This window comes from Erwinia sp., from assembly GCF_049696395.1.
Taxonomy (GTDB): Bacteria; Pseudomonadota; Gammaproteobacteria; order Enterobacterales; family Enterobacteriaceae; genus Erwinia.
The window spans coordinates 1-20,074 of the sequence record NZ_JBAVTT010000096.1 but is presented as its reverse complement, the minus strand read 5'-3'; the positions used below and the strand labels follow the sequence as shown (position 1 = coordinate 20,074).

Annotated in this window: 26 protein-coding genes; 11 read left to right on the top strand and 15 right to left on the bottom strand. The window is 48.8% G+C overall.

The features are described 5' to 3' along the window. Positions 1-262 precede the first annotated feature (262 nt). Together WCC56_RS11705 and WCC56_RS11700 are read right to left on the bottom strand one after the other, a co-directional pair. Positions 263-760 carry a DUF1198 family protein gene (locus tag WCC56_RS11705; protein WP_424692539.1) on the bottom strand — a complete coding sequence of 166 codons (498 nt, stop codon included), beginning with the start codon at positions 758-760 and terminating at the stop codon, positions 263-265. A 454-nt stretch (positions 761-1,214) separates the two neighbouring features. After that, the gene (locus tag WCC56_RS11700) at positions 1,215-2,078 is read right to left on the bottom strand and encodes a helix-turn-helix transcriptional regulator (protein ID WP_424692538.1); all 864 of its coding nucleotides are present in this window, start codon (positions 2,076-2,078) and stop codon (positions 1,215-1,217) included. A 184-nt stretch (positions 2,079-2,262) separates the two neighbouring features. Between WCC56_RS11700 and WCC56_RS11695 the strand changes: the two genes are divergently transcribed. From WCC56_RS11695 to tspO, 3 genes are all read left to right on the top strand, one after another. Further along, positions 2,263-3,174, top strand: a complete 912-nt coding sequence (locus tag WCC56_RS11695; RefSeq protein ID WP_424692537.1) for a DMT family transporter — start codon at positions 2,263-2,265, stop codon at positions 3,172-3,174. 111 nt (positions 3,175-3,285) lie between these two features. Then, positions 3,286-3,951, top strand: coding sequence for a DsbA family oxidoreductase (locus WCC56_RS11690; protein ID WP_424692536.1), 666 nt, complete (start codon positions 3,286-3,288; stop codon positions 3,949-3,951). Between the two features lie 9 nt (positions 3,952-3,960). Further along, positions 3,961-4,404, top strand: a complete 444-nt coding sequence (gene tspO / locus WCC56_RS11685; RefSeq protein WP_424692535.1) for a tryptophan-rich sensory protein TspO — start codon at positions 3,961-3,963, stop codon at positions 4,402-4,404. A gap of 19 nt (positions 4,405-4,423) precedes the next feature. On the opposite strand, the gene WCC56_RS11680 is transcribed toward tspO, so the two are convergent. From WCC56_RS11680 to mqo, 7 genes are all read right to left on the bottom strand, one after another. Continuing rightward, on the bottom strand, positions 4,424-5,392 hold the full coding sequence (locus tag WCC56_RS11680; protein ID WP_424692534.1) for a chemotaxis protein: 969 nt from the start codon (positions 5,390-5,392) through the stop codon (positions 4,424-4,426). A 176-nt stretch (positions 5,393-5,568) separates the two neighbouring features. Beyond that, positions 5,569-6,714: an FMN-dependent L-lactate dehydrogenase LldD gene (gene lldD, locus WCC56_RS11675; RefSeq protein ID WP_424692533.1), complete on the bottom strand. Its 1,146-nt coding sequence runs from the start codon at positions 6,712-6,714 to the stop codon at positions 5,569-5,571. A 9-nt stretch (positions 6,715-6,723) separates the two neighbouring features. Continuing rightward, on the bottom strand, positions 6,724-7,479 hold the full coding sequence (gene lldR, locus WCC56_RS11670; RefSeq protein WP_424692532.1) for a transcriptional regulator LldR: 756 nt from the start codon (positions 7,477-7,479) through the stop codon (positions 6,724-6,726). A 197-nt stretch (positions 7,480-7,676) separates the two neighbouring features. Next, on the bottom strand, positions 7,677-8,111 hold the full coding sequence (locus WCC56_RS11665) for a 6,7-dimethyl-8-ribityllumazine synthase (protein ID WP_424692531.1): 435 nt from the start codon (positions 8,109-8,111) through the stop codon (positions 7,677-7,679). Positions 8,112-8,311: 200 nt separating this feature from the next. Beyond that, positions 8,312-8,674: a hypothetical protein gene (locus WCC56_RS11660; RefSeq protein ID WP_424692530.1), complete on the bottom strand. Its 363-nt coding sequence runs from the start codon at positions 8,672-8,674 to the stop codon at positions 8,312-8,314. Positions 8,675-8,746: 72 nt separating this feature from the next. After that, entirely contained in the window at positions 8,747-8,845 is a 99-nt protein-coding gene (locus WCC56_RS11655; protein ID WP_141653825.1) for a YoaK family small membrane protein, read from the bottom strand. Between the two features lie 190 nt (positions 8,846-9,035). Next, a complete protein-coding gene (gene mqo, locus WCC56_RS11650; RefSeq protein WP_424692529.1) occupies positions 9,036-10,688 on the bottom strand; it encodes a malate dehydrogenase (quinone) in 1,653 nt (550 codons plus the stop codon). A gap of 317 nt (positions 10,689-11,005) precedes the next feature. On the opposite strand from mqo, the gene WCC56_RS11645 reads away from it, so the two are divergent. Together WCC56_RS11645 and WCC56_RS11640 are read left to right on the top strand one after the other, a co-directional pair. Then, positions 11,006-11,158 carry a hypothetical protein gene (locus tag WCC56_RS11645; protein ID WP_424692528.1) on the top strand — a complete coding sequence of 51 codons (153 nt, stop codon included), beginning with the start codon at positions 11,006-11,008 and terminating at the stop codon, positions 11,156-11,158. Between the two features lie 124 nt (positions 11,159-11,282). Further along, positions 11,283-11,594, top strand: coding sequence for a hypothetical protein (locus WCC56_RS11640; RefSeq protein ID WP_424692527.1), 312 nt, complete (start codon positions 11,283-11,285; stop codon positions 11,592-11,594). A gap of 18 nt (positions 11,595-11,612) precedes the next feature. On the opposite strand, the gene WCC56_RS11635 is transcribed toward WCC56_RS11640, so the two are convergent. Continuing rightward, positions 11,613-11,741 carry a hypothetical protein gene (locus WCC56_RS11635; RefSeq protein ID WP_424692526.1) on the bottom strand — a complete coding sequence of 43 codons (129 nt, stop codon included), beginning with the start codon at positions 11,739-11,741 and terminating at the stop codon, positions 11,613-11,615. Positions 11,742-11,956: 215 nt separating this feature from the next. Between WCC56_RS11635 and WCC56_RS11630 the strand changes: the two genes are divergently transcribed. From WCC56_RS11630 to WCC56_RS11615, 4 genes are all read left to right on the top strand, one after another. Then, positions 11,957-12,139: a type II toxin-antitoxin system HicA family toxin gene (locus WCC56_RS11630; RefSeq protein ID WP_424692525.1), complete on the top strand. Its 183-nt coding sequence runs from the start codon at positions 11,957-11,959 to the stop codon at positions 12,137-12,139. Positions 12,140-12,162: 23 nt separating this feature from the next. After that, on the top strand, positions 12,163-12,603 hold the full coding sequence (locus WCC56_RS11625) for a type II toxin-antitoxin system HicB family antitoxin (RefSeq protein WP_424692524.1): 441 nt from the start codon (positions 12,163-12,165) through the stop codon (positions 12,601-12,603). A gap of 101 nt (positions 12,604-12,704) precedes the next feature. Then, positions 12,705-13,235 (top strand): glyoxalase superfamily protein, encoded by a 531-nt coding sequence (locus WCC56_RS11620; RefSeq protein ID WP_424692523.1) that lies wholly within the window; start codon positions 12,705-12,707, stop codon positions 13,233-13,235. A 46-nt stretch (positions 13,236-13,281) separates the two neighbouring features. Continuing rightward, positions 13,282-13,632, top strand: a complete 351-nt coding sequence (locus WCC56_RS11615; RefSeq protein WP_424692522.1) for a hypothetical protein — start codon at positions 13,282-13,284, stop codon at positions 13,630-13,632. Between the two features lie 612 nt (positions 13,633-14,244). Here WCC56_RS11615 and WCC56_RS11610 read toward each other — a convergent pair. After that, positions 14,245-14,373 carry a hypothetical protein gene (locus tag WCC56_RS11610; RefSeq protein ID WP_424692521.1) on the bottom strand — a complete coding sequence of 43 codons (129 nt, stop codon included), beginning with the start codon at positions 14,371-14,373 and terminating at the stop codon, positions 14,245-14,247. Between WCC56_RS11610 and WCC56_RS11605 the strand changes: the two genes are divergently transcribed. Further along, positions 14,315-15,358, top strand: coding sequence for a type I restriction endonuclease (locus WCC56_RS11605; RefSeq protein WP_424692605.1), 1,044 nt, complete (start codon positions 14,315-14,317; stop codon positions 15,356-15,358). The two genes, WCC56_RS11610 and WCC56_RS11605, sit on opposite strands and share 59 nt — an antisense overlap. Before the next feature lie 353 nt (positions 15,359-15,711). On the opposite strand, the gene WCC56_RS11600 is transcribed toward WCC56_RS11605, so the two are convergent. After that, positions 15,712-16,374, bottom strand: a complete 663-nt coding sequence (locus WCC56_RS11600; RefSeq protein WP_424692520.1) for a hypothetical protein — start codon at positions 16,372-16,374, stop codon at positions 15,712-15,714. Positions 16,375-16,684: 310 nt separating this feature from the next. Continuing rightward, positions 16,685-17,761, bottom strand: a complete 1,077-nt coding sequence (gene namA / locus WCC56_RS11595) for an NADPH dehydrogenase NamA (protein WP_424692519.1) — start codon at positions 17,759-17,761, stop codon at positions 16,685-16,687. 155 nt (positions 17,762-17,916) lie between these two features. Here namA and WCC56_RS11590 point away from each other — a divergent pair, with 155 nt between their 5' ends. After that, positions 17,917-18,273, top strand: a complete 357-nt coding sequence (locus WCC56_RS11590; protein ID WP_424692518.1) for a winged helix-turn-helix transcriptional regulator — start codon at positions 17,917-17,919, stop codon at positions 18,271-18,273. A gap of 573 nt (positions 18,274-18,846) precedes the next feature. On the opposite strand, the gene WCC56_RS11585 is transcribed toward WCC56_RS11590, so the two are convergent. Both WCC56_RS11585 and WCC56_RS11580 read right to left on the bottom strand, forming a co-directional pair. Next, positions 18,847-19,008 carry a YnfU family zinc-binding protein gene (locus tag WCC56_RS11585; RefSeq protein WP_424692517.1) on the bottom strand — a complete coding sequence of 54 codons (162 nt, stop codon included), beginning with the start codon at positions 19,006-19,008 and terminating at the stop codon, positions 18,847-18,849. Between the two features lie 599 nt (positions 19,009-19,607). Beyond that, on the bottom strand, positions 19,608-20,074 hold a 467-nt coding region (locus WCC56_RS11580; protein ID WP_424692516.1), incomplete at its 5' end, for a ZinT/AdcA family metal-binding protein.

Here is a 20,074-nt window from a genome sequence, read left to right as displayed (position 1 = left end):
ATTGAAATGCTAAAGGCCTGTTATGGTTAAAATAACCGCATACCCCCTGCTTTTATGCTGATTAGGGCCAATTATCCTTGGTGATTGTCCGGAGATAATACAGAGGCGTGACAATACCCCCATTGAATAAATGGAAAAAATTCGTCTGACGCTGTTTTTCTTATTTAACTTGGTGGGATCAGGTTATTAACAAATATAAAACAAGTGGCCGACTGAATTCCCTTTTTACCCGGAATTCAGTCAAAAATGGCATAAGCGAACATCAGTGACGATTGAGATGAGAATGCAGGGAGTAAACATTATTCTGCGGCTCGTCAGGGAAATTATCGTCCGGGGGAGCAAAGCGCGCATTGTAGCGCTGACGGAAGGCCTGCATTTCCTGGGCATCCGGTTCCAGCTCACGCAGGAAAGAGAGCGCCAGCCTGACATGTTCATTACTGAGTTCAGTTGGCAGGTAGGCTTTGCGCAGTACGCCGCGCCAGAACATCACGCTTTCTTCTGATTCATCGACGATGAACACCTGGTAGATCAGCAACACGCTGGCGCCGTTGGCGATATGGGCTTCATTATCCCGCGCCAGATACTGCACAAACTCTTCGCCTGCCACGCGCCCCATTGAGCTGATCAATGACTCCACGTAGACCGGCTCCAGATTCAACCGTTTAGTCAGCGCTTTGCTGGCCCGGCGGGTCTGGGAATTGAGCACACGAAAACCAATTATAAAGACCACAACCAGGGTCACGAGCATCAACCAAATCATCAACTTTCCTGTTCCAGACACAGGCCACCCCACTCTGTTGAGGGCGGCGATTCTGCGGAGCGTCAGAGTAATTCAGCCTGTCAGCCTTTGCAACAAAGAGAAAAGGCTGCCCGAGGGCAGCCCCTGATTCACTGCTTCTTCATGCAGCACAGAGGACATAAGCGGCTGCTACCATAACGTTTGTTTGCTGTAAGTAATGCATCTGTTGAGGTGTAAAACGTGCCTAAAAACTCTCTTTGACGTTTCAGTATGCTTAACTTCAGGCAACCTGAGCGGTGGACAACTTGGAGAGCATCCTGGCGCGCTTTCTGCTCCAGATAATAGTAATCGCCCATTGTTATCTCTTTGTCATAAAAAACCCGACAAACAGACAGTACACCCGTGCGACTGATAAAAATGTCTTTATATTCCGCTTTCAGGCAAATTCAGAAAGCTCCCCAGGATAAGCCTCAGGCTAGCCACGCAGCGTGGAGGGCGTACAACCATAAACGCTTTTGAAGCGGTTACTGAAGTGGCTGGAGGAGTTAAATCCGCAGGCCAGTGCGATGTCGGTCAAGGGAAGCGCACTGTGGCGTACCAGCTGTTCTGCTTTCGCCATCCGGCGCTGCATGACGTACTGATGAGGTGCCAGTTTAGTAGACTGCTTGAACATCCTGGCGAAATGAAACTCGCTAAGACCGGCCTGAAAAGACAGCTCTGCCAGCGTTAACGCCGCCGCCAGGTTCTCTTCGATAAATGCCAGAGTGTTGCGTAACACAGCCGGAGCCAGGCCACCACGCACCGCCGGCAGCTTCCACAACACCTCGCTGTACTGTTGCAGCAAATGGGTCATTAACAGGGTTGAGGCGCTGCTTAAGGTCAGATGATTGGCATTTTGTTGCCAGTCACTGCTCAGCAAGAAATGGCGATACAGCTGCGTAATCCGCACGTCGTCCCCGAAGGTGATCTCATCCAGCGAAATGCTTGCCGGGCTTTTATCCCAGATTTGCTCAGCCAGATGGCGCAGATGCTCATCGGTGCAATACAGATGGACGAAGGAAAACTCCGCGCGTATATCCCAGGTGGACTCGCTGTTTTCCGGCATCAGACAAAAACGGTCCGGCCCGCCGCCGTTCTGCCAGCCAGCCTGAGTTTTGTGCCAGGTATCAAACCCCGCTTCGACATACAGACTGAGCGTATGGTGATCGCTACGCTGCGTCACGCAGTCAAAGTCATTGCGCCAGGCGGCCAGTTGAATGCCCGAACCAAGCTGCACGCTGCCTTGCAGGCGCGCGCGATGCTGACACAGATTCTCAAAAGCCTGATAAGGCTGGGGCATAGCGACACCTGAAGGAAGGAAGAGAAGCCCAGTTTAATGAGCTGAACAGCCTGATTCCAGCGCTTATCCCCGCTGCGGAAAAATAACCGCAAGAATATGCAAGTCAACGCAGGCTGCTGCAAGCGGCAAGGGCTGGCAACTGAGAAACTGGCGGCAATATCAGGCAGTCTCAGAGGCAGTAGTGATGAACGGAATTTTATACGCGTTGGTGGTGGTGATTTGGGGAACCACCTGGATTGCTATTGTCATGCAGCAAGGCGTGGTATCGGTGACCGTCTCCATTTTCTGGCGCTTTCTGGTCGCCGCTCTGGCGATGGCGATTGTGCTCGGTGTGCTGGGACGGCTGCGCAAAATTAGCCTGAATGACCATCTTTACTGCCTGTTGCAAGGGTGCTGCGTGTTCGGCTTTAACTTTGTCTGCTTTTATCACGCGGCGTCCTACATCAGCAGTGGGCTGGAATCGGTGATTTTCTCCATGGCAGTGCTGTATAACGCGGTGAACAGCATGCTGTTTTTCCGCCAGCGTCCGCATCCCAACCTGTTGCCGGCCGCCGCGCTGGGCATCATCGGGATTATCGCCCTGTTCTGGCACGATCTGGTGGCTACGCAGATGGCCCCTTCGCTGTTGATCGGCATTGGTCTTAGCGCTTTAGGGACATTCGGCTTCTCGCTGGGGAATATGATCAGCACCCGACACCAGCGCCGTGGACTGGAAATTTTCTCTACCAACACTTATGCGATGTTTTATGGTGCGCTGGTCATGGCGGCAATCAGCCTGGTTAACGGTGACCATTTTATGCCGGTGCTGTCGGTGCGTTATCTGGGATCGCTACTGTATCTGGCGATATTTGGGTCGGTGATTGCCTTCGGTGCTTACTTCACGCTGGTTGGGCGCATAGGGGCCAGCCAGGCCGCTTACAGCACCCTGCTGTTCCCGCTGGTTGCGCTGACGCTTTCCACGCTTTATGAAGGCTACATCTGGCACGCCAACGCGGTGATTGGGCTGGTGATGATCCTGCTGGGCAATCTGGTGATGTTTGCTAAGCCCGGCTTGTTCCGTTTTGGCCGTAACAGAACGTTATCAAAGTCTTCCTGAGAGGAAAAAGCTCAAGGTGCCTCCTGAGCGTCCGGCGTGTGATGCTAAACTGTAGGAATTCGCTGTAGCGCAAAGCCTCTACAGTCTGCCCATCACGCCAGAGGAGGCACCATGAGCAAGCCATTGCAGATAGACTTCGTTTCCGATATTTCCTGTCCCTGGTGCATTATCGGCCTTCAGGGGCTGGAGCAGGCGCTGGCTGAACTCGGCCCCGATGTTCAGGCTAACATTACCTTCCAACCCTTCGAATTGAACCCGTCTATGGCTGCTGAAGGCCAGGACCTGGTTGAACACATCACAGAGAAATACGGCTCTTCTCCGGAAGAATCCGCCGAGAATCGCCAGCGCATTCGCGAACGTGCCGAAGCCGTAGGCTTTGAGATGAATAATGACGGCCCTGACCTGCGCATCTATAACACTTTCGATGCTCACCGACTGCTGCATTGGGCAGAAGAGTCTGGCTTGCAGCAGAAGCTCAAACACGCGCTTTTCACCGCTTACTTTACCGATGGCGAAAACCCCTCAAGCCACGTTGTGCTGGTGAATGTGGCGGAAGACGTTGGGTTAGATCCGGTGGAAGCGGCAGAAGTGCTGGCGACGAATCGTTATGCGGAAGAAGTGCGAGCGCTGGAGCGTGAATGGGTGGATGCGGGGATCCAGTCCGTGCCAGCTATGGTATTCGATCGCCAGTACCTGCTTTCCGGCGGTCAGCCTCCGGAAGCCATCAAATCGGCCATTGAAAATATTTTAAAACAGCGGGAAACAGCGACCAGCTAAGGACAACGGATGACCTTCTTTATCTTTCTTTTTGCCTGCTGCGCTGCAGGCAGTACCGGCATGTTGTTTAAACCAGGCAGCTGGTATCAGGCGTTAAAAAAACCGAGCTTCACCCCGCCCAACTGGGCATTCCCGGTGGCCTGGACGATTATCTATCTGCTGATCGCCTGGGCTGGCTACCGTCTGACGATGTTGCCAGGCAGCGAGACACTGCTGGCATTGTGGGCGGCGCAAATTGCGTTGAACACGCTGTGGACACCGGTGTTCTTTGGTTCGCACCGCATTCTCGCCGGGATGATTATCCTGACCCTGCTGTGGCTGGTTGTTGCCACAATGGTGGTGATGGCCCTTCAGCTTGAAGCGCTGACTGGCCTGCTCCTGATCCCATACCTGGCGTGGCTGTCAGTAGCCGCCGCACTCAACTTCTCTATTCTGTGCAATAACCGCCGGTAACGGGGTAAAGCTCCTCGCCTCAGCGAGGGGCTTCTGCCAGCACCTTGTGGATCACCGCGGAAAGCTGGTTGATCTCAAACTTCGCCACATAACCGTTAGCACCGACTTTACGGACGTGATCTTCGTTAGCGCTACCAGACAGTGAAGAGTGGATCACCACCGGAATATCACGCAGGCTGATATCGGTTTTGATGTTGCGCGTCAGGGTAAAACCATCCATTTCTGGCATTTCCAGGTCGGTCAGCACCATCGAGATTTTATCGCGGATCGAGATCCCTTCTTCCTTACACTGCTGCTGAATCGCTTTGATCCGGTTCCAGGCTTCCAGCCCGGTGTTGTGCATTTCCGCCGGGATCGCCATTGCCTTTAGGCCTTGTTCGAGCATCTGACGGGCAACTTTAGAATCTTCTGCCACTATCGCGATAGAACCTGGACGGATATCAAACTCTTTCAGCTTGATGTCGCCCTCTTTCACTTCACGGACTGAAGGGATAACGTCATGCAGGATCTGCTCTACGTCCAGCACTAACGCCATGGTGGTATTGTTATCTTTGTCGGTATTCAGACAGGCGATGCTGGTGATGTTACGGCTGCTGACGCCCGCTTCAGCGGCGTGCACCTGGCTCCAGTCCAGACGAACGATATCCTCAACAGATTCGACGGCAAATGCCTGCGTACTGCGGGCGTATTCGGTGACCAGAATCAGGTTCAGACCGGTAGTTGGCGTGCAGCCCACTACCGCAGGAAGATCGATAACCGGGATAAACTGACCGCGAATGTTGGCCATCCCTAACAACGGCGACTTCATGCCAGCCGCTTTGGTGATGGTGGTCATCGGCACGATTTCGCGCAGTTTGAAGACGTTAATGCCGAATAACTCAGACTTTTCTTCATTGAGATCGGAGCCTAAGCGGAACACCAGCAGTTCAAATTTATTGGATAAGGCGAGGTTTGCGCGCTCATCGATCTCTTTCTGAAAGTTATCCATTTTAATCCTCTAGTTTTCGTCGCTGCTCTCAACGAGGCGCATACGGGAAGCGTCACTTCCTGCACGCCGTTGCGCACCTGAAATCACTCTGAGAGGGTTATCGGCAGAGGAACAAAAAAGTACAGGGGACTTCTCTCCCCTGCGGCCATTTATCGGCGATTTTTTTATCAGACCGGCTACTGTTTCGCCGCAGCGACCAGCGAATCACGGGTGATCTCGGCAATCGAACTGGCACCGGTCAGCGTCATCGCTACACGCATTTCTTTCTCAAACAGATTGAGAAGATTCGTGACGCCCGCTTCGCCGTCGGTTGCCAGCGCATAGAGGAACGCACGCCCAATTAACGCCGTATCGGCACCTAACGCCAGCATTCGCAAGACATCCAGTCCACTGCGTACGCCGCCATCGGCCAGGATTGTCAGGTCGCCTTTCACGGCATCAGCAATCGCTGGTAAAGCACGGGCTGAAGAGAGCACGCCATCCAGCTGCCGGCCACCGTGATTGGACACCACAATGCCATCTGCGCCAAAGCGGACAGCATCGCGCGCGTCTTCAGGATCCAGAATGCCTTTAATGATCATCGGCCCCTTCCAGAAGTCGCGGATCCACTCCAGATCGCTCCACGAGATCGAGGGATCGAAATTGTTTGCCAGCCAGCCGATGTAATCCTGCAGATTGGTCGGCTCCCCGCGATAGGCCGAGATATTACCCAAATCATGAGGCCGTCCATGCAAGCCGACATCCCACGCCCACTGCGGGTGCGTTACGGATTGCAGGTAACGGCGCATCGCCGCATTCGGGCCGCTCATCCCGGAATGGGCATCGCGGTAACGCGCGCCTGGCACCGGCATATCCACGGTGAAGACCAGCGTGGTACAGCCAGCGGCCTGAGCACGTTCCAGCGCATTACGCATGAATCCACGGTCGCGCAGCACGTACAGCTGGAACCACATCGGACGAGTCATTGCCGGGGCGACTTCTTCAATTGGGCACACGGAAACGGTCGATAAAGTAAAAGGAATGCCCTTTTTATCGGCAGCACGGGCGGCCTGCACTTCTCCGCGTCTTGCGTACATGCCGCACAAGCCGACGGGGGCCAACGCAACCGGCATCGACAGGGTTTCGTTAAACAGTTTGGTCTCCAGACTCAACGAAGACATGTTGCGCAGAATGCGCTGACGTAGCGCGATATCAGCCAGGTCTTCACAGTTGCGCTGCAGCGTGTGTTCGTCATAAGCCCCGCCATCCGCATAGTGAAACAGGAACGGAGGGATCTTGGCTTTTGCCGCTGCGCGGTAATCTTTGGAGGAGGAGATAATCACAGGTGTGCCTCACTTAAGCTGCTGTTTATTTTCCGGAATACGCAGGCTGCGGGCATGGCGCGCCTCCTGCTCTGTCAGGCCATGCAGGGTTTGGGCAACAAACTCAAGATGGTGGAGAGTGGCTTCTCGGGCGGCATCAGCTTCACCGGCGACAATCGCCAGGTAGATAGCCTGATGCTGTGCGGAGAGCTGGTCGAGAATGGCAGGTTGATTGAACATCTTCTGGCGGCTTTGCATCACCGAGGATTGCAGCAGATCGAACAGACCGCGCATTGCTTGCAGCAAAACCAGGTTGTGCGCAGCCTCCGCAATCGCCAGATGAAAGCGCACGTCAGCGTGAGCAGCCAGATCGGGATCGTCACGATCGGAGAGGGTTTTCATCGCATCAAAACAGGTTTTCAGGCGCGCTTTATCTTCTTCTGTGGCCCGGCTGGCGGCGTGCCAGGCGGTGCTTGATTCAATCGCCATACGCGCTTCCAGCACGTCATAGCGGTAGCCCGGATCGTCGGCCAATAGCGAACTCAGCGGCATCACCAAACGCTCTTCCGTCCAGTCTACTGCTTCGGATTGCAGGAAAGTCCCCCCGCCGCGACGGCTGATTAACACGCCCTGGCTGGTCAGGTTCTGTATTGCTTCACGCAGAGAAGATCGAGAGACGCCAAACTGCTGCGCCAGTTGACGCTCAGCAGGCAGACGCGCGCCGGGTTGCAGTTGGTTAGCGTGGATAAAGTCCCGCAGGCGATCGACCAGAAGTTCATTGCTCATCGTAATTGGTCCTACCAAAAGAGGCGTTCGACCGGGCGATTGTTCCTCTTTCGCTCACTACAATGCAACAATTGCGTAACCTGATGATGTCAGTGCCTAAGCGGGATCACAGATTGATGGAATTGGTAGGACCAAAGGCAATAAAAAAACGCCGGGGGATTGCTTCGCCCGGCGTCATTTGGCCTTAGCTGGTGCGCTTACTTCAGGTCAGCAACCATGCAAACGGCACGGGCAGCTTCAGCGCCCTTCTTGATGAAGTGTTCGCTGTAGAACCCGGTGAACTCCTCAGCAGGCTGGAAGTTATGCGGCGTCAGAGAGACCGAGAAAACCGGCACGTCTGTAGCCAGCTGCACATCCATCAGGCCCGTCACTACGGCCTGAGCAACGAAGTCGTGACGGTAGATGCCGCCATCGACAACCAGCGCAGCACAGACAATCGCATCAACGTCACCACGTTTGGCCAGGCGTTGTGCCAGCAGCGGCATCTCAAAGGCACCTGGAACGTCCAGAACGGTAATCTGGCAGTCAACGTCACGCGCGGCCATCTCGTTCTTAAACCCAACCAGCGTCTGGTTAACGATGTCGGCGTGCCAGTTGGCTTTAATAAATGCAACCTTCAGCGGGGAAACCATACATTACTCCTGTCAAATGGGCGACGATGACCACCCTAAAGTCAGCTAGTTTAAGCTTCACGGCGGCAATGGGAAAGCCTGTTTCTAAAACATTTCAAAATTGTCATAAGTAAGTGACGGAAAAAATTCAGTAAATGGCTGGACAGGAGCAATAAAAAACCCAGCGCGGAGGCTGGGTTTGTCGGGCGGTGCTTGCTGTCTTACTTGCCGGCTGGTTTACAGTCCGAGTAGACGTAGCTTTCGCTTTTATTGCGCAGCACGTAGCTGTCTTTCAGCTTCACGAAGGTGACATCTTTCACCTTGGCGGCCAGCGCCGTTTCGCCATCGTCAGTCTTCAGCGGCTGCAGCTCTGGGCTGGTGATGCGCTTCTGTCCATCGGTTGAGAAAGTGAAGCTGGTGCCTTCATCGGTAACAGCAGAATTTTTGCTGACTACCGAGACTTTCGGCTGCTGTCCCGGAGAGTCTACGCTGTGCGTGAGGCTGCAGGTTAACGACTCGGCAGCGGAAGCCGACAGTGAAACTGCCGACAGGGCGATAATCAAAAGTGCATTTCTTGTGCGCATAGGCCTCCCTTATATGTCTCCCTTTAGGGTAGCAGAGGTCGGCCCCTGATTGGCGCTGGATAATTCCGAGAGCTAAGCGCCCGGCATCCACGCCCCGCTGGCGATAAACCAGATCAGCAAAGTGACACCCGCAATCCCCACAGCGGCCGGGAACAAATAACCAATTTTCATGATTTCCTCATTCGTCGTTAAGGCCTGATGCTAAGGGCACCAGAAATAAGCGCAGCGATAATAGCACAAGCTAACGCCGCCGCTGGCCCAAACTTCGCTGTAAAGCTCCCCTGCAAAACCAGTGAGGAGCGACGCTCAGAAACAAAAAAGCCCCTGACGTTTCCGTCAGGGGCTTTCAGCAAACTAAGGCTTAAAGTGCCATGTCATGCTGACCAGTGACCACTGATTTGTGGCTGTCTGGTACGCTAACAGCGTCTTTTTCAACATTTTTCATGTTGATGACCGGCGGTTTAGTCAGTTGCAGTGCAGCGGCGGTGTCATCCCAGACTTTCTGAGTTAACGCCACGTTGCCATTCAGTTCCTGACCGTAGCTAGGCACGATGGTGCGGATTTTGCTCTGCCATTCTGGTGAGTTGAACTGCTCAGGGAACAGTTTCTTCATCACGTTGATGGAGATAGGTGCAGCGGTAGAAGCGCCCGGAGAAGCACCCAACAGCGCAGCCAGCGTTTTCTGCTGGTCGGTCACAATTTCTGTGCCCAGTTTCAGCACGCCGCCCTTCTCAGCATCTTTCTTGATGATCTGCACACGCTGACCAGCCTGAATCAGCTTCCAGTCTTCTTTACGGGCTGCCGGGTAATACTCTTTCAGCGCCGCAAAACGGTCATCATCACTCAACATCACCTGACCGATCAGGTATTTCACCAGATCGAAGTTATCCATGCCGACATCCGTCATTGGGATAACGTTTTTGGTGGTGGTGGTGCTCAGCAGATCCATAAATGAACCCTGCTTCAGGAACTTGGTTGAGAAGGTCGCGAACGGTCCAAAAAGAACCACGTGCTTACCATCAAGGTAACGTGAGTCCAGGTGTGGAACCGACATTGGTGGAGCACCAACTGAAGCCTGTCCGTAAACTTTATCGTTGTGAAGACGAGCAACATCCTGGTTCTCGGTCACCAGGAACGATCCGCCAACCGGGAATCCACCGTAGTTTTCGGCTTCAGGAATACCGGTTTTCTGCAGCAGTTTCAGCGCGCCGCCGCCAGCACCGATGAAGACATATTTAGCGTCAACAGCGTGGGTGTTACCGGTTTTCACATCGGTCACGGTAACGTGCCAGGAGTTGTCGGCATTGCGTTTGAAGTCAGTCGCTTCGGTAGAGGTTTCCAGCTTGAAGTTGTCGTTCTTCTTCAGGCTACCGACCAGCTGGCGGGTGATTTCACCGTAGTTGACGTCGGTGCCCACTGGTGTCCAGGTTGCGGCAACTTTCTGCTGCGGATCGCGGCCTTCAATAACCAGCGGAGCCCACTTCTTAATCTGGTTCTGATCGGTAGAGAACTGCATCCCCTGGAACAGCGTGGTTTCCTGCAGCGCTTTGTAGCGTTTGGTCAGGAAGTCGACGTTCTTATCACCCCAGACAAAGCTCATGTGCGGCGTGGAGTTAATAAAGGAGCGAGGATTGCTCATCACACCGCGCTGAACCTGAGTGGTCCAGAACTGACGGGAGATCATGAAGGCTTCGTTGATTTCCAGCGCTTTGCTGTAATCGATGGAACCGTCCGGACGCTCCGGCGTGTAGTTCAGCTCCATGTTGGCGGAGTGGCCAGTCCCGGCATTGTTCCAGCCGTTAGAGGACTCCAGGGCTACGCCATCCAGTTTTTCAACCATCAGCTGCTTCCAGTCAGGCTGGAGGTCATGCAGCAAGGTGCCTAAAGAAGCACTCATAATGCCGCCGCCAATCAGCAGGACATCGGTCTTTTCCGTCTCTTCAGCATGAACGCTGGAGCAGATGAGCAGGGCCAGAAGCGAGACAGCAGGAATAACTTTTTTTGTGTGCGACATATGAGTAACTTAGTTCAACAATTATTAAAAAATTAGGTGAATATTTTAATAATTTTGTTAACAAATCACAGATACCTTTAGCTACAAATAAGCTTTCTTTACTTACTTTAATAAAAAAACGTTCAATTTCATTTATTTATTGTTATTACGTAAGTTTACAAGACTAATTTGCGTTAACTCGTTAATTAACCTTAATCCGACCAAGTGATTATTTAACGGATCCCGCCAGGAGTATCCGCTAATTACGTGTGGGATTTAGCCAGTTTGACGAATTTTTCGTCTATCCTTATTACACCTGATAAAAGAAGGAGATAAACATGGCTGGCAATACGAAAGAGAGTGGAAAACACGAAAAAGAGATTAAGGAAAGCGAGCATCCTGCCAAAGATAACCCTGAAGAACATGGTGAGATCCCAAGGACCCGTGACGACAGCGAAGATCATAAGAAAGATCCCTACAAAGACCAGTAAATCCGGGTGAGATGGGGATAAAATTGGCACGTCTGTGACAGAGTTAGCAATTACTGTCGCAGACGAGTTGAATAATCGAAGGCTGGTTATAATTACAGGACTTATCACAACCTATTGGTGACTTATGCTTTGGCTGGAACAAGGTTTGTACCTCAAAGTGAAGGAGATGGAAAACGGTCCTCGTCCTCTTCCCCTGCAAAGCGGGTTTAACAGTGATACGGCTTACCGGGCTTTAGGCTGTTTTAATCCTTCTGAAACGTCCGATGCTTATTACATTCTGTCGAACGACCGGGATGAAATCTGGTTTATCTGCAATCGCCATTTACGGACCGTCTGCCTGGCAAGCGATTCGGCTGAATTCCGCATCCCTCTGTTATCAGGGCAGCAACTTGGTGGCAAGGTAAGCGATGCCGATATCAGGATCCAACACAGCTAATCCCGATACGGCAGGTTTTTATCGGCACTGGCCGGTAACGCTGTCGATGCCGTTCGGACAAACATCTGAAGAAGGAATCAGCGAAGCTATCCCTGCGCCACACCCGGACAGCACCAGGCAGGCTAACACTACAATCACTGTCTTCATAAACTCCCCTCCAGGCAACATGCCTGCACATAAGATATACCCAGACTCAGCAGATCCCAATGTTCTGAGTCACATATAGCGTTTCAAAGTTTGAGCGCGGCTGTTTATGCGCTACATCAACGGTGTTTTTAGAAGAGAGGTTCATGATTAAACGTTAGTGACACCTTTTCAGCAATGTGTATATGTGTGTATAGTGAACTCTGCCAGGAGGGCAAATGAAATCGACTGAACTACTGAAAGAGTTGGCAAAAGCAGGATGCGAACTCAGTCGACATAACGGAGGAAGCCATCAGATCTGGTGGTCACCCATTACGGGAAAGACCTTTGCGGTCCCTCATCCCAAAAAAGACCTGCCGCTTGGTACCGTGAAATCCATTAAAAAAATGGCTGGCATCTGAGCCCGCCGTATAAGGAGGTTTGCATGTTCTTTTCTGTCGGCGTTGAAACACCATCAGATGAAAATACCGCCTACGGTATGATTGTTCCGGCTTTTTTTGTTCACGATTATGGGTGCTTCTCTGCTGCTGACTCTGAACAGGAGATTGCACCCATGGTGAGGGAAGCCATTTTATTGAACGTTGAAGAAATGCTGCTGAGTGGCAACTATTCCGTTGAAGCGATCAAAGATGACGGCTATCTGGCCTATTCTCGTCACCCTGATTATGCTGACTATGACTCCTGGTTTATGATCGACGTAGATCTGTCTCAGTTTGAAGGTAAGCAGCAACGCATCAACATTGCTCTACCCGATACGCTTATCAGCCGGATAGACAATCGTGTTAAAGAGCAACCAGCGGTTTATCGCGACAGAAGTCACTTTATTGCTGAAGCCGCGCGCCATGAGTTGCAAGCAGGTTTGTGAGAGAGGATGAATGCATTTTCTTCCTGACTTTGTTTTTATGACCTTCAAGAATAACCGGGATTAACACATTACGCCGAGATGCCCTTGAGGGTGGAGGAAAGATGGTATCAATTGAGCAAGCCAGACTGATGGCTACAACGTTGTGCGAGTCAATGAAGTTACATAACCTTGAACTAACGCCCTCCTCCGCACTGGAGATTGTGTCGCATCAGTTAGGTTACCAAGACTGGAAGGCAGCATCAGCGGCTCTTGAACCTGAAGCCACTCAATCCAGTATAACCTTTGAAAAAACCATCCCCATCTTACGAATCTTTGACGTAGCAAAAGCCCGAGAATTTTACTTGGGTTTTCTGGATTTCAACGTTGAATTCGAACACCGATTTGAAGCTGATTTTCCTCTTTATATGGGCATCAGCCGAAATGGCCTTCAGCTGCATCTTTCTGAACATCATGGCGATGCCTGCCCGGGAGCCACACTCTTTGTCCCCATGCACAATATTGAAGTGTTCAGGGATGCGTTAAGGGAGAAGAATTATGGATACGGACGCCCAGATATCGTGCAGCAAGACTGGGGGAAAACGCTGGAGGTTTGTGATCCTTTTGGTAACCGGATTCGTTTTTGCGAGCGTTGATTTCAATTCGATCAAATCTAATAAATCACTGATATGGATAATTTTTATGAACAAGTTAGCAAGGATAGCTATTGGGGCAGTGGCTATTTTTGGCTTCAGTGTGGCGGCTTTGTTTGTTGATATGCAGCTTGGGTTGAAAGCTGATACAGAAGCTTGCCCGAAAGTACAAGTTTCAGATGCGGTTGAAGCTGTTATTCAAAACGTAATAAATCCCTCAAACCGCATATTCGCGGATCATCATTTATCTGCAAACGATGTAATGGTTAATCCTTACGACGTCCAGGTTGGGACAAGCGCAATACTGGTACCCTTTCGCCTTTCAAAAGGACCCGATCGACAGTTTTTCGGCATGCCGCGCTGTTCAGACCTTTCAAGCATCGAATATGCATCCGATTAAACAGAAAGCGTTTTAGAGGATTGGATAAATGTACGTCTTCTAATGTTGCCCTTCCCCTCCCAATAAAGCCTTCATAATAAATTATTGCGACATGCCAATTATATAAACCTTGTGGTGACAAACCTTCCGTGCAATCTCTACATTAATACTCCGCCAGGAGAAAGGCACCATAACTAAAAAAGGTTATATATATCAAAAAGTTACATTCTTAAACATCGTAAAATGAATCATTGGTATGGTTGCCATGTAATTTGGGAAAGCAAGCCGGAAGACTGTCAGCTGATTGCGTTCAAAACAGCGCCCTCTCATGAAAAGACATTTATAAATTAAGTATCAACAGATACAAAAGATGACCACACACAAAAAATACCTTAAATTCAATTAGTTAAATACATTTCAAAATATTTTGTTAAAGTATTGATTAGAAATTCTTAATAAGTTAATGTTATTGCAAAATGAGACGATTCTTAAATATGCTTTGTGTTTAAGCACTGTCAGTGAGTCTGGCATCGCTCTTCACACTTTTGCGTCAACCGGAAATGAGGTTATCAAAATAACCCTGTGATTTTTAGATACCCGATGACGGCATCGAAATCAGGCACGGATTTTTTTTCAATGAAACCGACAGAAAATGGTGGGAAAAATGGAAATTTTGGACACTCTGAATGCCCTTTCTGAAAAAATAAAGCAACAGGCTTCATTAATAAAAACCGAAGAAGCAACCAAAAGTGCCTTTGTCATGCCATTTATTAACAAGGTGCTTGGCTATGATGTCTTTGATCCAACAGAGGTTATACCAGAATTCATTTGTGATGTTGGAACAAAAAAAGGTGAGAAAATTGATTTCGCCATAATAAAGAATGAACAAATACAGATCCTCATCGAGTGTAAAAAAATTGGTGAGCCGCTGAACATAAATCATGCATCTCAACTTTTCAGATATTTTCACGTCACAACTGCAAGAATCTCTATACTGACTAATGGCCAGGTGTATAAGTTCTTCACCGATCTTGATGCGCCGAATAAGATGGATGAGAAACCATTTTTAGAGTTGGACCTAGATAACATTGATGAAAATGTAGTTCCTGAGATATTCAAACTGACGAAAAGTGCTTTTGACGTAGAGTCAATAGTAAATGCTGCTGGTGAATTAAAATACGTGAGTCAAATCAAGAAAATCATATCCTCACAATTTATAACACCAGACGATGATTTTGTTAGATTAATTGCATCTCGTGTTTATGAAGGCGTGCAAACGCAGAAAGTGAGAGAACTCTTCTCAGTCCTTACTAAAAAGTCACTGACACAATGGTTAACTGATCAAGTTAATGAGAGATTAAAATCAGCGATCAATAGCACTAAAGTTATTGATACAAAGACTGATTCGGATCCAACAAAAAATGATGAAGAGTCATCAATTAGCAATGAAAGCAGTGATATAGTGACTACGCCTGAAGAAATTGAAGGCTTTCACATTGTGAAATCAATCATAAGGACTACTCTTTCGCCAGAAAGAATTGGATTTAGAGATACCAAAAGTTACTTTGGCATACTCATTGATGATAACAACAGAAAACCGATCTGTAGACTTCATTTAAATAGAAGCCAAATTTATATAGGCTTGTTTGATGACGATAAGAAAGAAATCAGACACCCTTTGGCTTGCATTGATGACATCTTTAATTTTTCTGAGCAGTTAGTGAAATCAGCAAAAGCGTATTTATAAAAATGAAAACCGCATTTTAATTGCAATTGATTACTTTTAAAAAAAATCTATTTATTTTAAAAAACATAGAAAAAATTATATAAAAGTTAATATAAAGCGGGCAGGATAGCAAGAAATTAAATATCATTGAAGCCTGGTTTCTAGAATGTAAAAAGTATCGAGTTTGCTAAACCGCAGCGTAAAAATCTGGCGCGATACGCATTAATTACAGCTAACTATGTTGATCATCTGACATTTTAGTTAACGAGATAGCTTACATGAGAAAAGTGCAGAACTTCGCAATTTCACTTACTGCTAGTGTAGCTGTAACTAAAACAGCGGTGTATTGATCAATGAAGAAGCAAGTCAAGTATTTAGTTAAAATTCTTTTCTTCTTTAAACTGATTATATTCTTTAAAGATATATCCATCATTAAGTGCTTGATTAGCCTTCTTAATCATGTTCTTCGCCTGATAAAGGTTGATCAATAGCCAAGCAAAGAGAAAGTAGATAGATAGTGAGGCTATAACTGCTGAAAAATATGCCACCAGTTCGAGGTGTAATTCTGACCTCTTCCATTCATTTACTTGCGCAAGGGCTTGGATCTTATAATAAACATCGAAAGTATCTGTAAGCATTTTAAAAAACTCATTATACATTAACACTATAACCACCAAAAATATAATTAAAATCATGATGCGTGATGATTTTCTCTTAAAACAAGGTGTAAATTCGAAATGAACTTTATTTTCACATATAACTGATCTTGCCAAGTAAAGTAGCCTACGACACTTTGAAATATACATGAGTGCCATGTAAGCATTATTTGCTCTCAACAGAGCCATTATGTGTTCATAAGGAATAGGCCGCATTGAATGAATTTTACTTACTAAGCATTCTACGATGTAAGGGTTTGGTTCTTTTAGTGCAAGCTCCTTGGATAACTCTGATACTAGACCTGAATTATCCTTCTTAAGAGATTGAAAATAAGTCAAAATTGAAATTAATATTGGTAGAATAATTAAAAAATAACTCATTACGCCTCCTTTTCTTAAAATATATATATACTATCGGCTAAAGGTGAGGATTGTTTAATTTTTTTTGCTGCCTGTTTTCACTTCGGATCAATACATAGAGCTTGTTTTACTCAGCAGCTGAACCTGCCAGATAAAAACGAGCTTGCTGCGATGCATTCTCTGACGAAAGCGGCAGAATTCGGTAAAAACATTTATCCGCAGGAAGCCGCCCGCGTACTGCTTGGAAAGGCCAGGTCGTTGCTAAGAGAATGGCTTAATAATCTTAACAAGTTGACAACCATTGAGTACCCGGGCTTAGAAGGATTTCCTGTTAACGCTCTACCGTACTCTCAAGTTCAGCTGCTGGCTGGCGTGGCTGAGAACGTTGCCAACCGGATCCATAACGTGTGTACTGCGCCGGTACCGGAAGTTCTACATTCAGATTATCCGCTGCTGTACGTGCCCAGAACGGATCCTTAAGCATATCGCGCCCCACGAAAATGATATCGGCGCGACCATTCTGCAAAATTTCTTCTGCCTGGCGACCTGTTTCGATCAGACCTACCGCACCAATTTTGATATCCAGCTCTCGGCGCAGCAACTCCGCAGCCGGTACCTGATAACCGGGATAGGTATTTACCTGCACCATGGCGATGCCACCGCTTGAACAGTCCAGTAAATCAATACCTTGCTCTTTCATCCATTTCCCGTAAATCAGGAAGTCTTCTGGACGGTTACCATCTTCCACATAATCAGTCGTGGAAATGCGCAGGAACAGCGGACCTTTCCACTCACTGCGTACCGCATCGATAACTTCACGCACTATACGGTAGCGTTTTTTGTGGCTTCCGCCGTACTCGTCAGTCCGTTTGTTAGCCAGCGGAGACAGGAACTGATTCAGCAAATAACCATGTGCACCGTGAATCTCGATAACATCGAAACCGGCTTGACGTGCACGACGCGTACTCTGGCGAAAAGCTTCTACAACCTCTTCGATCTGCTCAATGCTCATGGACTGCGGTACGCGGGACTGTGGCGTGAAAGGAATCGCTGAAGGAGCGATTGACGGCAGGTCAATGCCCAGTTGACGACCAGCATGACCGATTTGTGCGCCGGCTTTCCCACCAAACCGATGAATAGCGTCGGTTACGCGTGACAGCCCTTCAACGTGGCTGTCGTCCCAAATACCAATGTCGCCCGGGCCAATCGGGCCATTTGGTAATACGGCGGCGGTTTCCAGCATGATCAATCCCGCGCCGCCCAAAGCCCGTGAGCCGTAATGGATGACGTGGAAATCGTTCACATGGCCGTCGTCAGAAGCAGAGTGCATGCACATCGGTGACATGGCTATACGGTTACGGAATTCAACGCCCTTAATGGTAATGGGTTCAAAAAGTAAAGCTGACATGTCTTCTCCAGAAAGTGTTTGATATTTAACCCGAGCAAAGTACCATACGAAGATATTTAGTAAATACGCTAAAAAAAGACACATACTAACCAAAAGGTAACCACTGGGAAATTATGACAAAATTACGTAATTATGACTGCGCGCCGGGTTGCTCAATGGAAGCGGCACTCCATATCATGGGGGGAAAGTGGAAAGGGGTGATCCTCTTCCATCTCTTTAAAGACGGTACACTGCGTTTCAGTGAGCTTCAGCGATCTATGACCACTATCAACCAGCGGCTGCTGACGAAGCAGTTACGCGAGCTTGAAGAGGATGGCCTGATCCTGCGAAAGGTTTATCCTGTTGTTCCGCCTAAAGTAGAGTATTCGTTGAGCGATGAAGGCCGTGAGCTCAACAAGATTGTCATGGATTTGAGTATTTGGGGCAGAAAGTGGCTGGAGAGGCGGGGTCTTAAAACCGCAGTGCAAGAAAATATGGATGAGCTAAAAGTTATTCTGGGCAAATATGATTGAAATCGAGAGTGAGTCATTATTCCAGAGCGCAAACGCAATTCTACTAACCATGATAATTTCTACATTTCGTCTTAACGCGGGTCAAGATCAGACATTACTGACTTAGCGTTGTATCTAATCCTGGAGGCAGGTCACTGCTTTGCACATTCCCCTTCCCCTTTTTTCACCTCCGCCTTTCGCCGCACTTCCAAAAAAAACCGCCTTCGTGAACTGAACCCTTCGTTGTAACAAGGATCCAGTTCAGGAAGGCGGTAGACTTGGCTGAACGAACAATTATCAGTGCCGGGCCCGGTCGAGGTTGCTGACACTCTCCTGAACATACAACGTACCGTCACTGTGCAATGTCCCTATGCGGCCAGCCTCTAACAGCATTGCTTCTAACACCTCTTCCAATGCGGCTGTGCCATGGCGCGTCCTTAATAACACAATTTGCTGACATATCGTTTCTTTACACGTCCCTCCGCGCAAGGCGGATGTGAGCATCAACGATGCCCACCTTTTGACTTCCGGGTCTGTGAGCATAAGACCTCCATCACCCGATATAGGGTAACTAAAGTATAGCTCAGCGGTGGGTTAAGGATGGACGACGAACAGAGATTTACAGTGTGGGCAAATTAACGTTTGTTCCCGGTTAACTTTAGCGAAAGATTGTTTTGATGTTTTTCCGCAAACAGGACATTTAGTCTCTGAGCTCATTTTGGTCATTCTGCCCATAAGTTGATTTAAGAAGGACATGGTGGTCGACCTTTTTAGTGAATGGGCCTAATCATACCAGCACTGATTAATTTTTATTCTGCTTATCTTCGCATTCTGCACCAAAGCCCCCGGCTCTCTCTGCGCTGCTTCGGCAACAGTTACGGCTACGGGAGAATATCCGGAAGCCGGAAAGAGAAAAGGCCGCCGAATGGCGACCTCTTTGAAGACTGCTCCCCACCCGGCGCTTATCTCCGGCACTCTTAATGGCTTAGCTCTTGAAGGGGGCGGAAGTGATTATCACTCAAGTCTTAAGATGATTCTTAGCAGTTCTTGCTATTGTTATTATTAGTCTGCTTATTAATAAATTCCTGTAAGAACCGCTGACTGTCCGCCTTATTGAAAACGCAGTGAAAAAAAACTGCCTGACATTTCAGGGCGGATTTCAGTCCAGAATCCCCCTAATTCCGCCCTACCCCAGTGATAAGAGACTAAACTTTGATCAGCGCTGGCTATCTGCTGACATCCCTGTATGGTGGTCGCCTCACTGCCGAATTGATGAACATGCTGGGTACTCCTACTACCCGGCAAGTGAGAAGAAGCCTACCTCCGGGTAGGCTTTTTTTCGCCTGTCGTTCATTTTAGTGGTGCAGCATTTCGTCGACGACCTGCTCATTCATCATCTGGTAAGGGTAATACGTTGGCCAGCTGTCCATCTCTTTCAGCAGCGCTTCCTGAGAGGTGCTGCCGGTAAAAATATGGAAGTGAGTGGATTTGCGTGGACCGATGATATGGTCGCTGAACTGCACGAATTTCGGCGCATTGCTGCTGGCATCCTTGCATTCAAACAGGTAACGAACGCCTTTTTTGCCTGAGTCATAATTCAGAATTTTGTAACCCGCATAGTCATACTTACAGGCACTCACCTGCTCACCGACGTGAAACTCCATCGTGCCATTCTCAATACCGATGTTTTCAATCTTCGTGGCGTACCCTTTGCGGTAATACGCCTTAATCTCTTCGAAGGTTTTCCCTTTATCCTTCTCTGCTTTTTTCCTGAACACCGGATCAAGATCGCCGCTCTGCAGCAAAGGATAAACGGATTGCC

Coding starts and splice junctions, on each gene's coding strand:
- mqo (WP_424692529.1), bottom strand. CDS start 10,688: ATGTCGCACACAAAAAAAGTTATTCCTGCTGTCTCGCTTCTGGCCCTG.
- WCC56_RS11690 (WP_424692536.1), top strand. CDS start 3,286: ATGAGCAAGCCATTGCAGATAGACTTCGTTTCCGATATTTCCTGTCCC.
- WCC56_RS11660 (WP_424692530.1), bottom strand. CDS start 8,674: ATGCGCACAAGAAATGCACTTTTGATTATCGCCCTGTCGGCAGTTTCA.
- WCC56_RS11705 (WP_424692539.1), bottom strand. CDS start 760: ATGATTTGGTTGATGCTCGTGACCCTGGTTGTGGTCTTTATAATTGGT.
- tspO (WP_424692535.1), top strand. CDS start 3,961: ATGACCTTCTTTATCTTTCTTTTTGCCTGCTGCGCTGCAGGCAGTACC.
- WCC56_RS11625 (WP_424692524.1), top strand. CDS start 12,163: ATGTTCTTTTCTGTCGGCGTTGAAACACCATCAGATGAAAATACCGCC.
- WCC56_RS11615 (WP_424692522.1), top strand. CDS start 13,282: ATGAACAAGTTAGCAAGGATAGCTATTGGGGCAGTGGCTATTTTTGGC.
- WCC56_RS11620 (WP_424692523.1), top strand. CDS start 12,705: ATGGTATCAATTGAGCAAGCCAGACTGATGGCTACAACGTTGTGCGAG.
- WCC56_RS11630 (WP_424692525.1), top strand. CDS start 11,957: ATGAAATCGACTGAACTACTGAAAGAGTTGGCAAAAGCAGGATGCGAA.
- WCC56_RS11640 (WP_424692527.1), top strand. CDS start 11,283: ATGCTTTGGCTGGAACAAGGTTTGTACCTCAAAGTGAAGGAGATGGAA.
- WCC56_RS11635 (WP_424692526.1), bottom strand. CDS start 11,741: ATGAAGACAGTGATTGTAGTGTTAGCCTGCCTGGTGCTGTCCGGGTGT.
- WCC56_RS11590 (WP_424692518.1), top strand. CDS start 17,917: ATGGAAGCGGCACTCCATATCATGGGGGGAAAGTGGAAAGGGGTGATC.
- WCC56_RS11585 (WP_424692517.1), bottom strand. CDS start 19,008: ATGTCCTTCTTAAATCAACTTATGGGCAGAATGACCAAAATGAGCTCA.
- WCC56_RS11600 (WP_424692520.1), bottom strand. CDS start 16,374: ATGAGTTATTTTTTAATTATTCTACCAATATTAATTTCAATTTTGACT.
- lldR (WP_424692532.1), bottom strand. CDS start 7,479: ATGAGCAATGAACTTCTGGTCGATCGCCTGCGGGACTTTATCCACGCT.
- WCC56_RS11665 (WP_424692531.1), bottom strand. CDS start 8,111: ATGGTTTCCCCGCTGAAGGTTGCATTTATTAAAGCCAACTGGCACGCC.
- WCC56_RS11610 (WP_424692521.1), bottom strand. CDS start 14,373: ATGACAAAGGCACTTTTGGTTGCTTCTTCGGTTTTTATTAATGAAGCC.
- namA (WP_424692519.1), bottom strand. CDS start 17,761: ATGTCAGCTTTACTTTTTGAACCCATTACCATTAAGGGCGTTGAATTC.
- WCC56_RS11695 (WP_424692537.1), top strand. CDS start 2,263: ATGAACGGAATTTTATACGCGTTGGTGGTGGTGATTTGGGGAACCACC.
- WCC56_RS11655 (WP_141653825.1), bottom strand. CDS start 8,845: ATGAAAATTGGTTATTTGTTCCCGGCCGCTGTGGGGATTGCGGGTGTC.
- WCC56_RS11700 (WP_424692538.1), bottom strand. CDS start 2,078: ATGCCCCAGCCTTATCAGGCTTTTGAGAATCTGTGTCAGCATCGCGCG.
- WCC56_RS11645 (WP_424692528.1), top strand. CDS start 11,006: ATGGCTGGCAATACGAAAGAGAGTGGAAAACACGAAAAAGAGATTAAG.
- WCC56_RS11680 (WP_424692534.1), bottom strand. CDS start 5,392: ATGGATAACTTTCAGAAAGAGATCGATGAGCGCGCAAACCTCGCCTTA.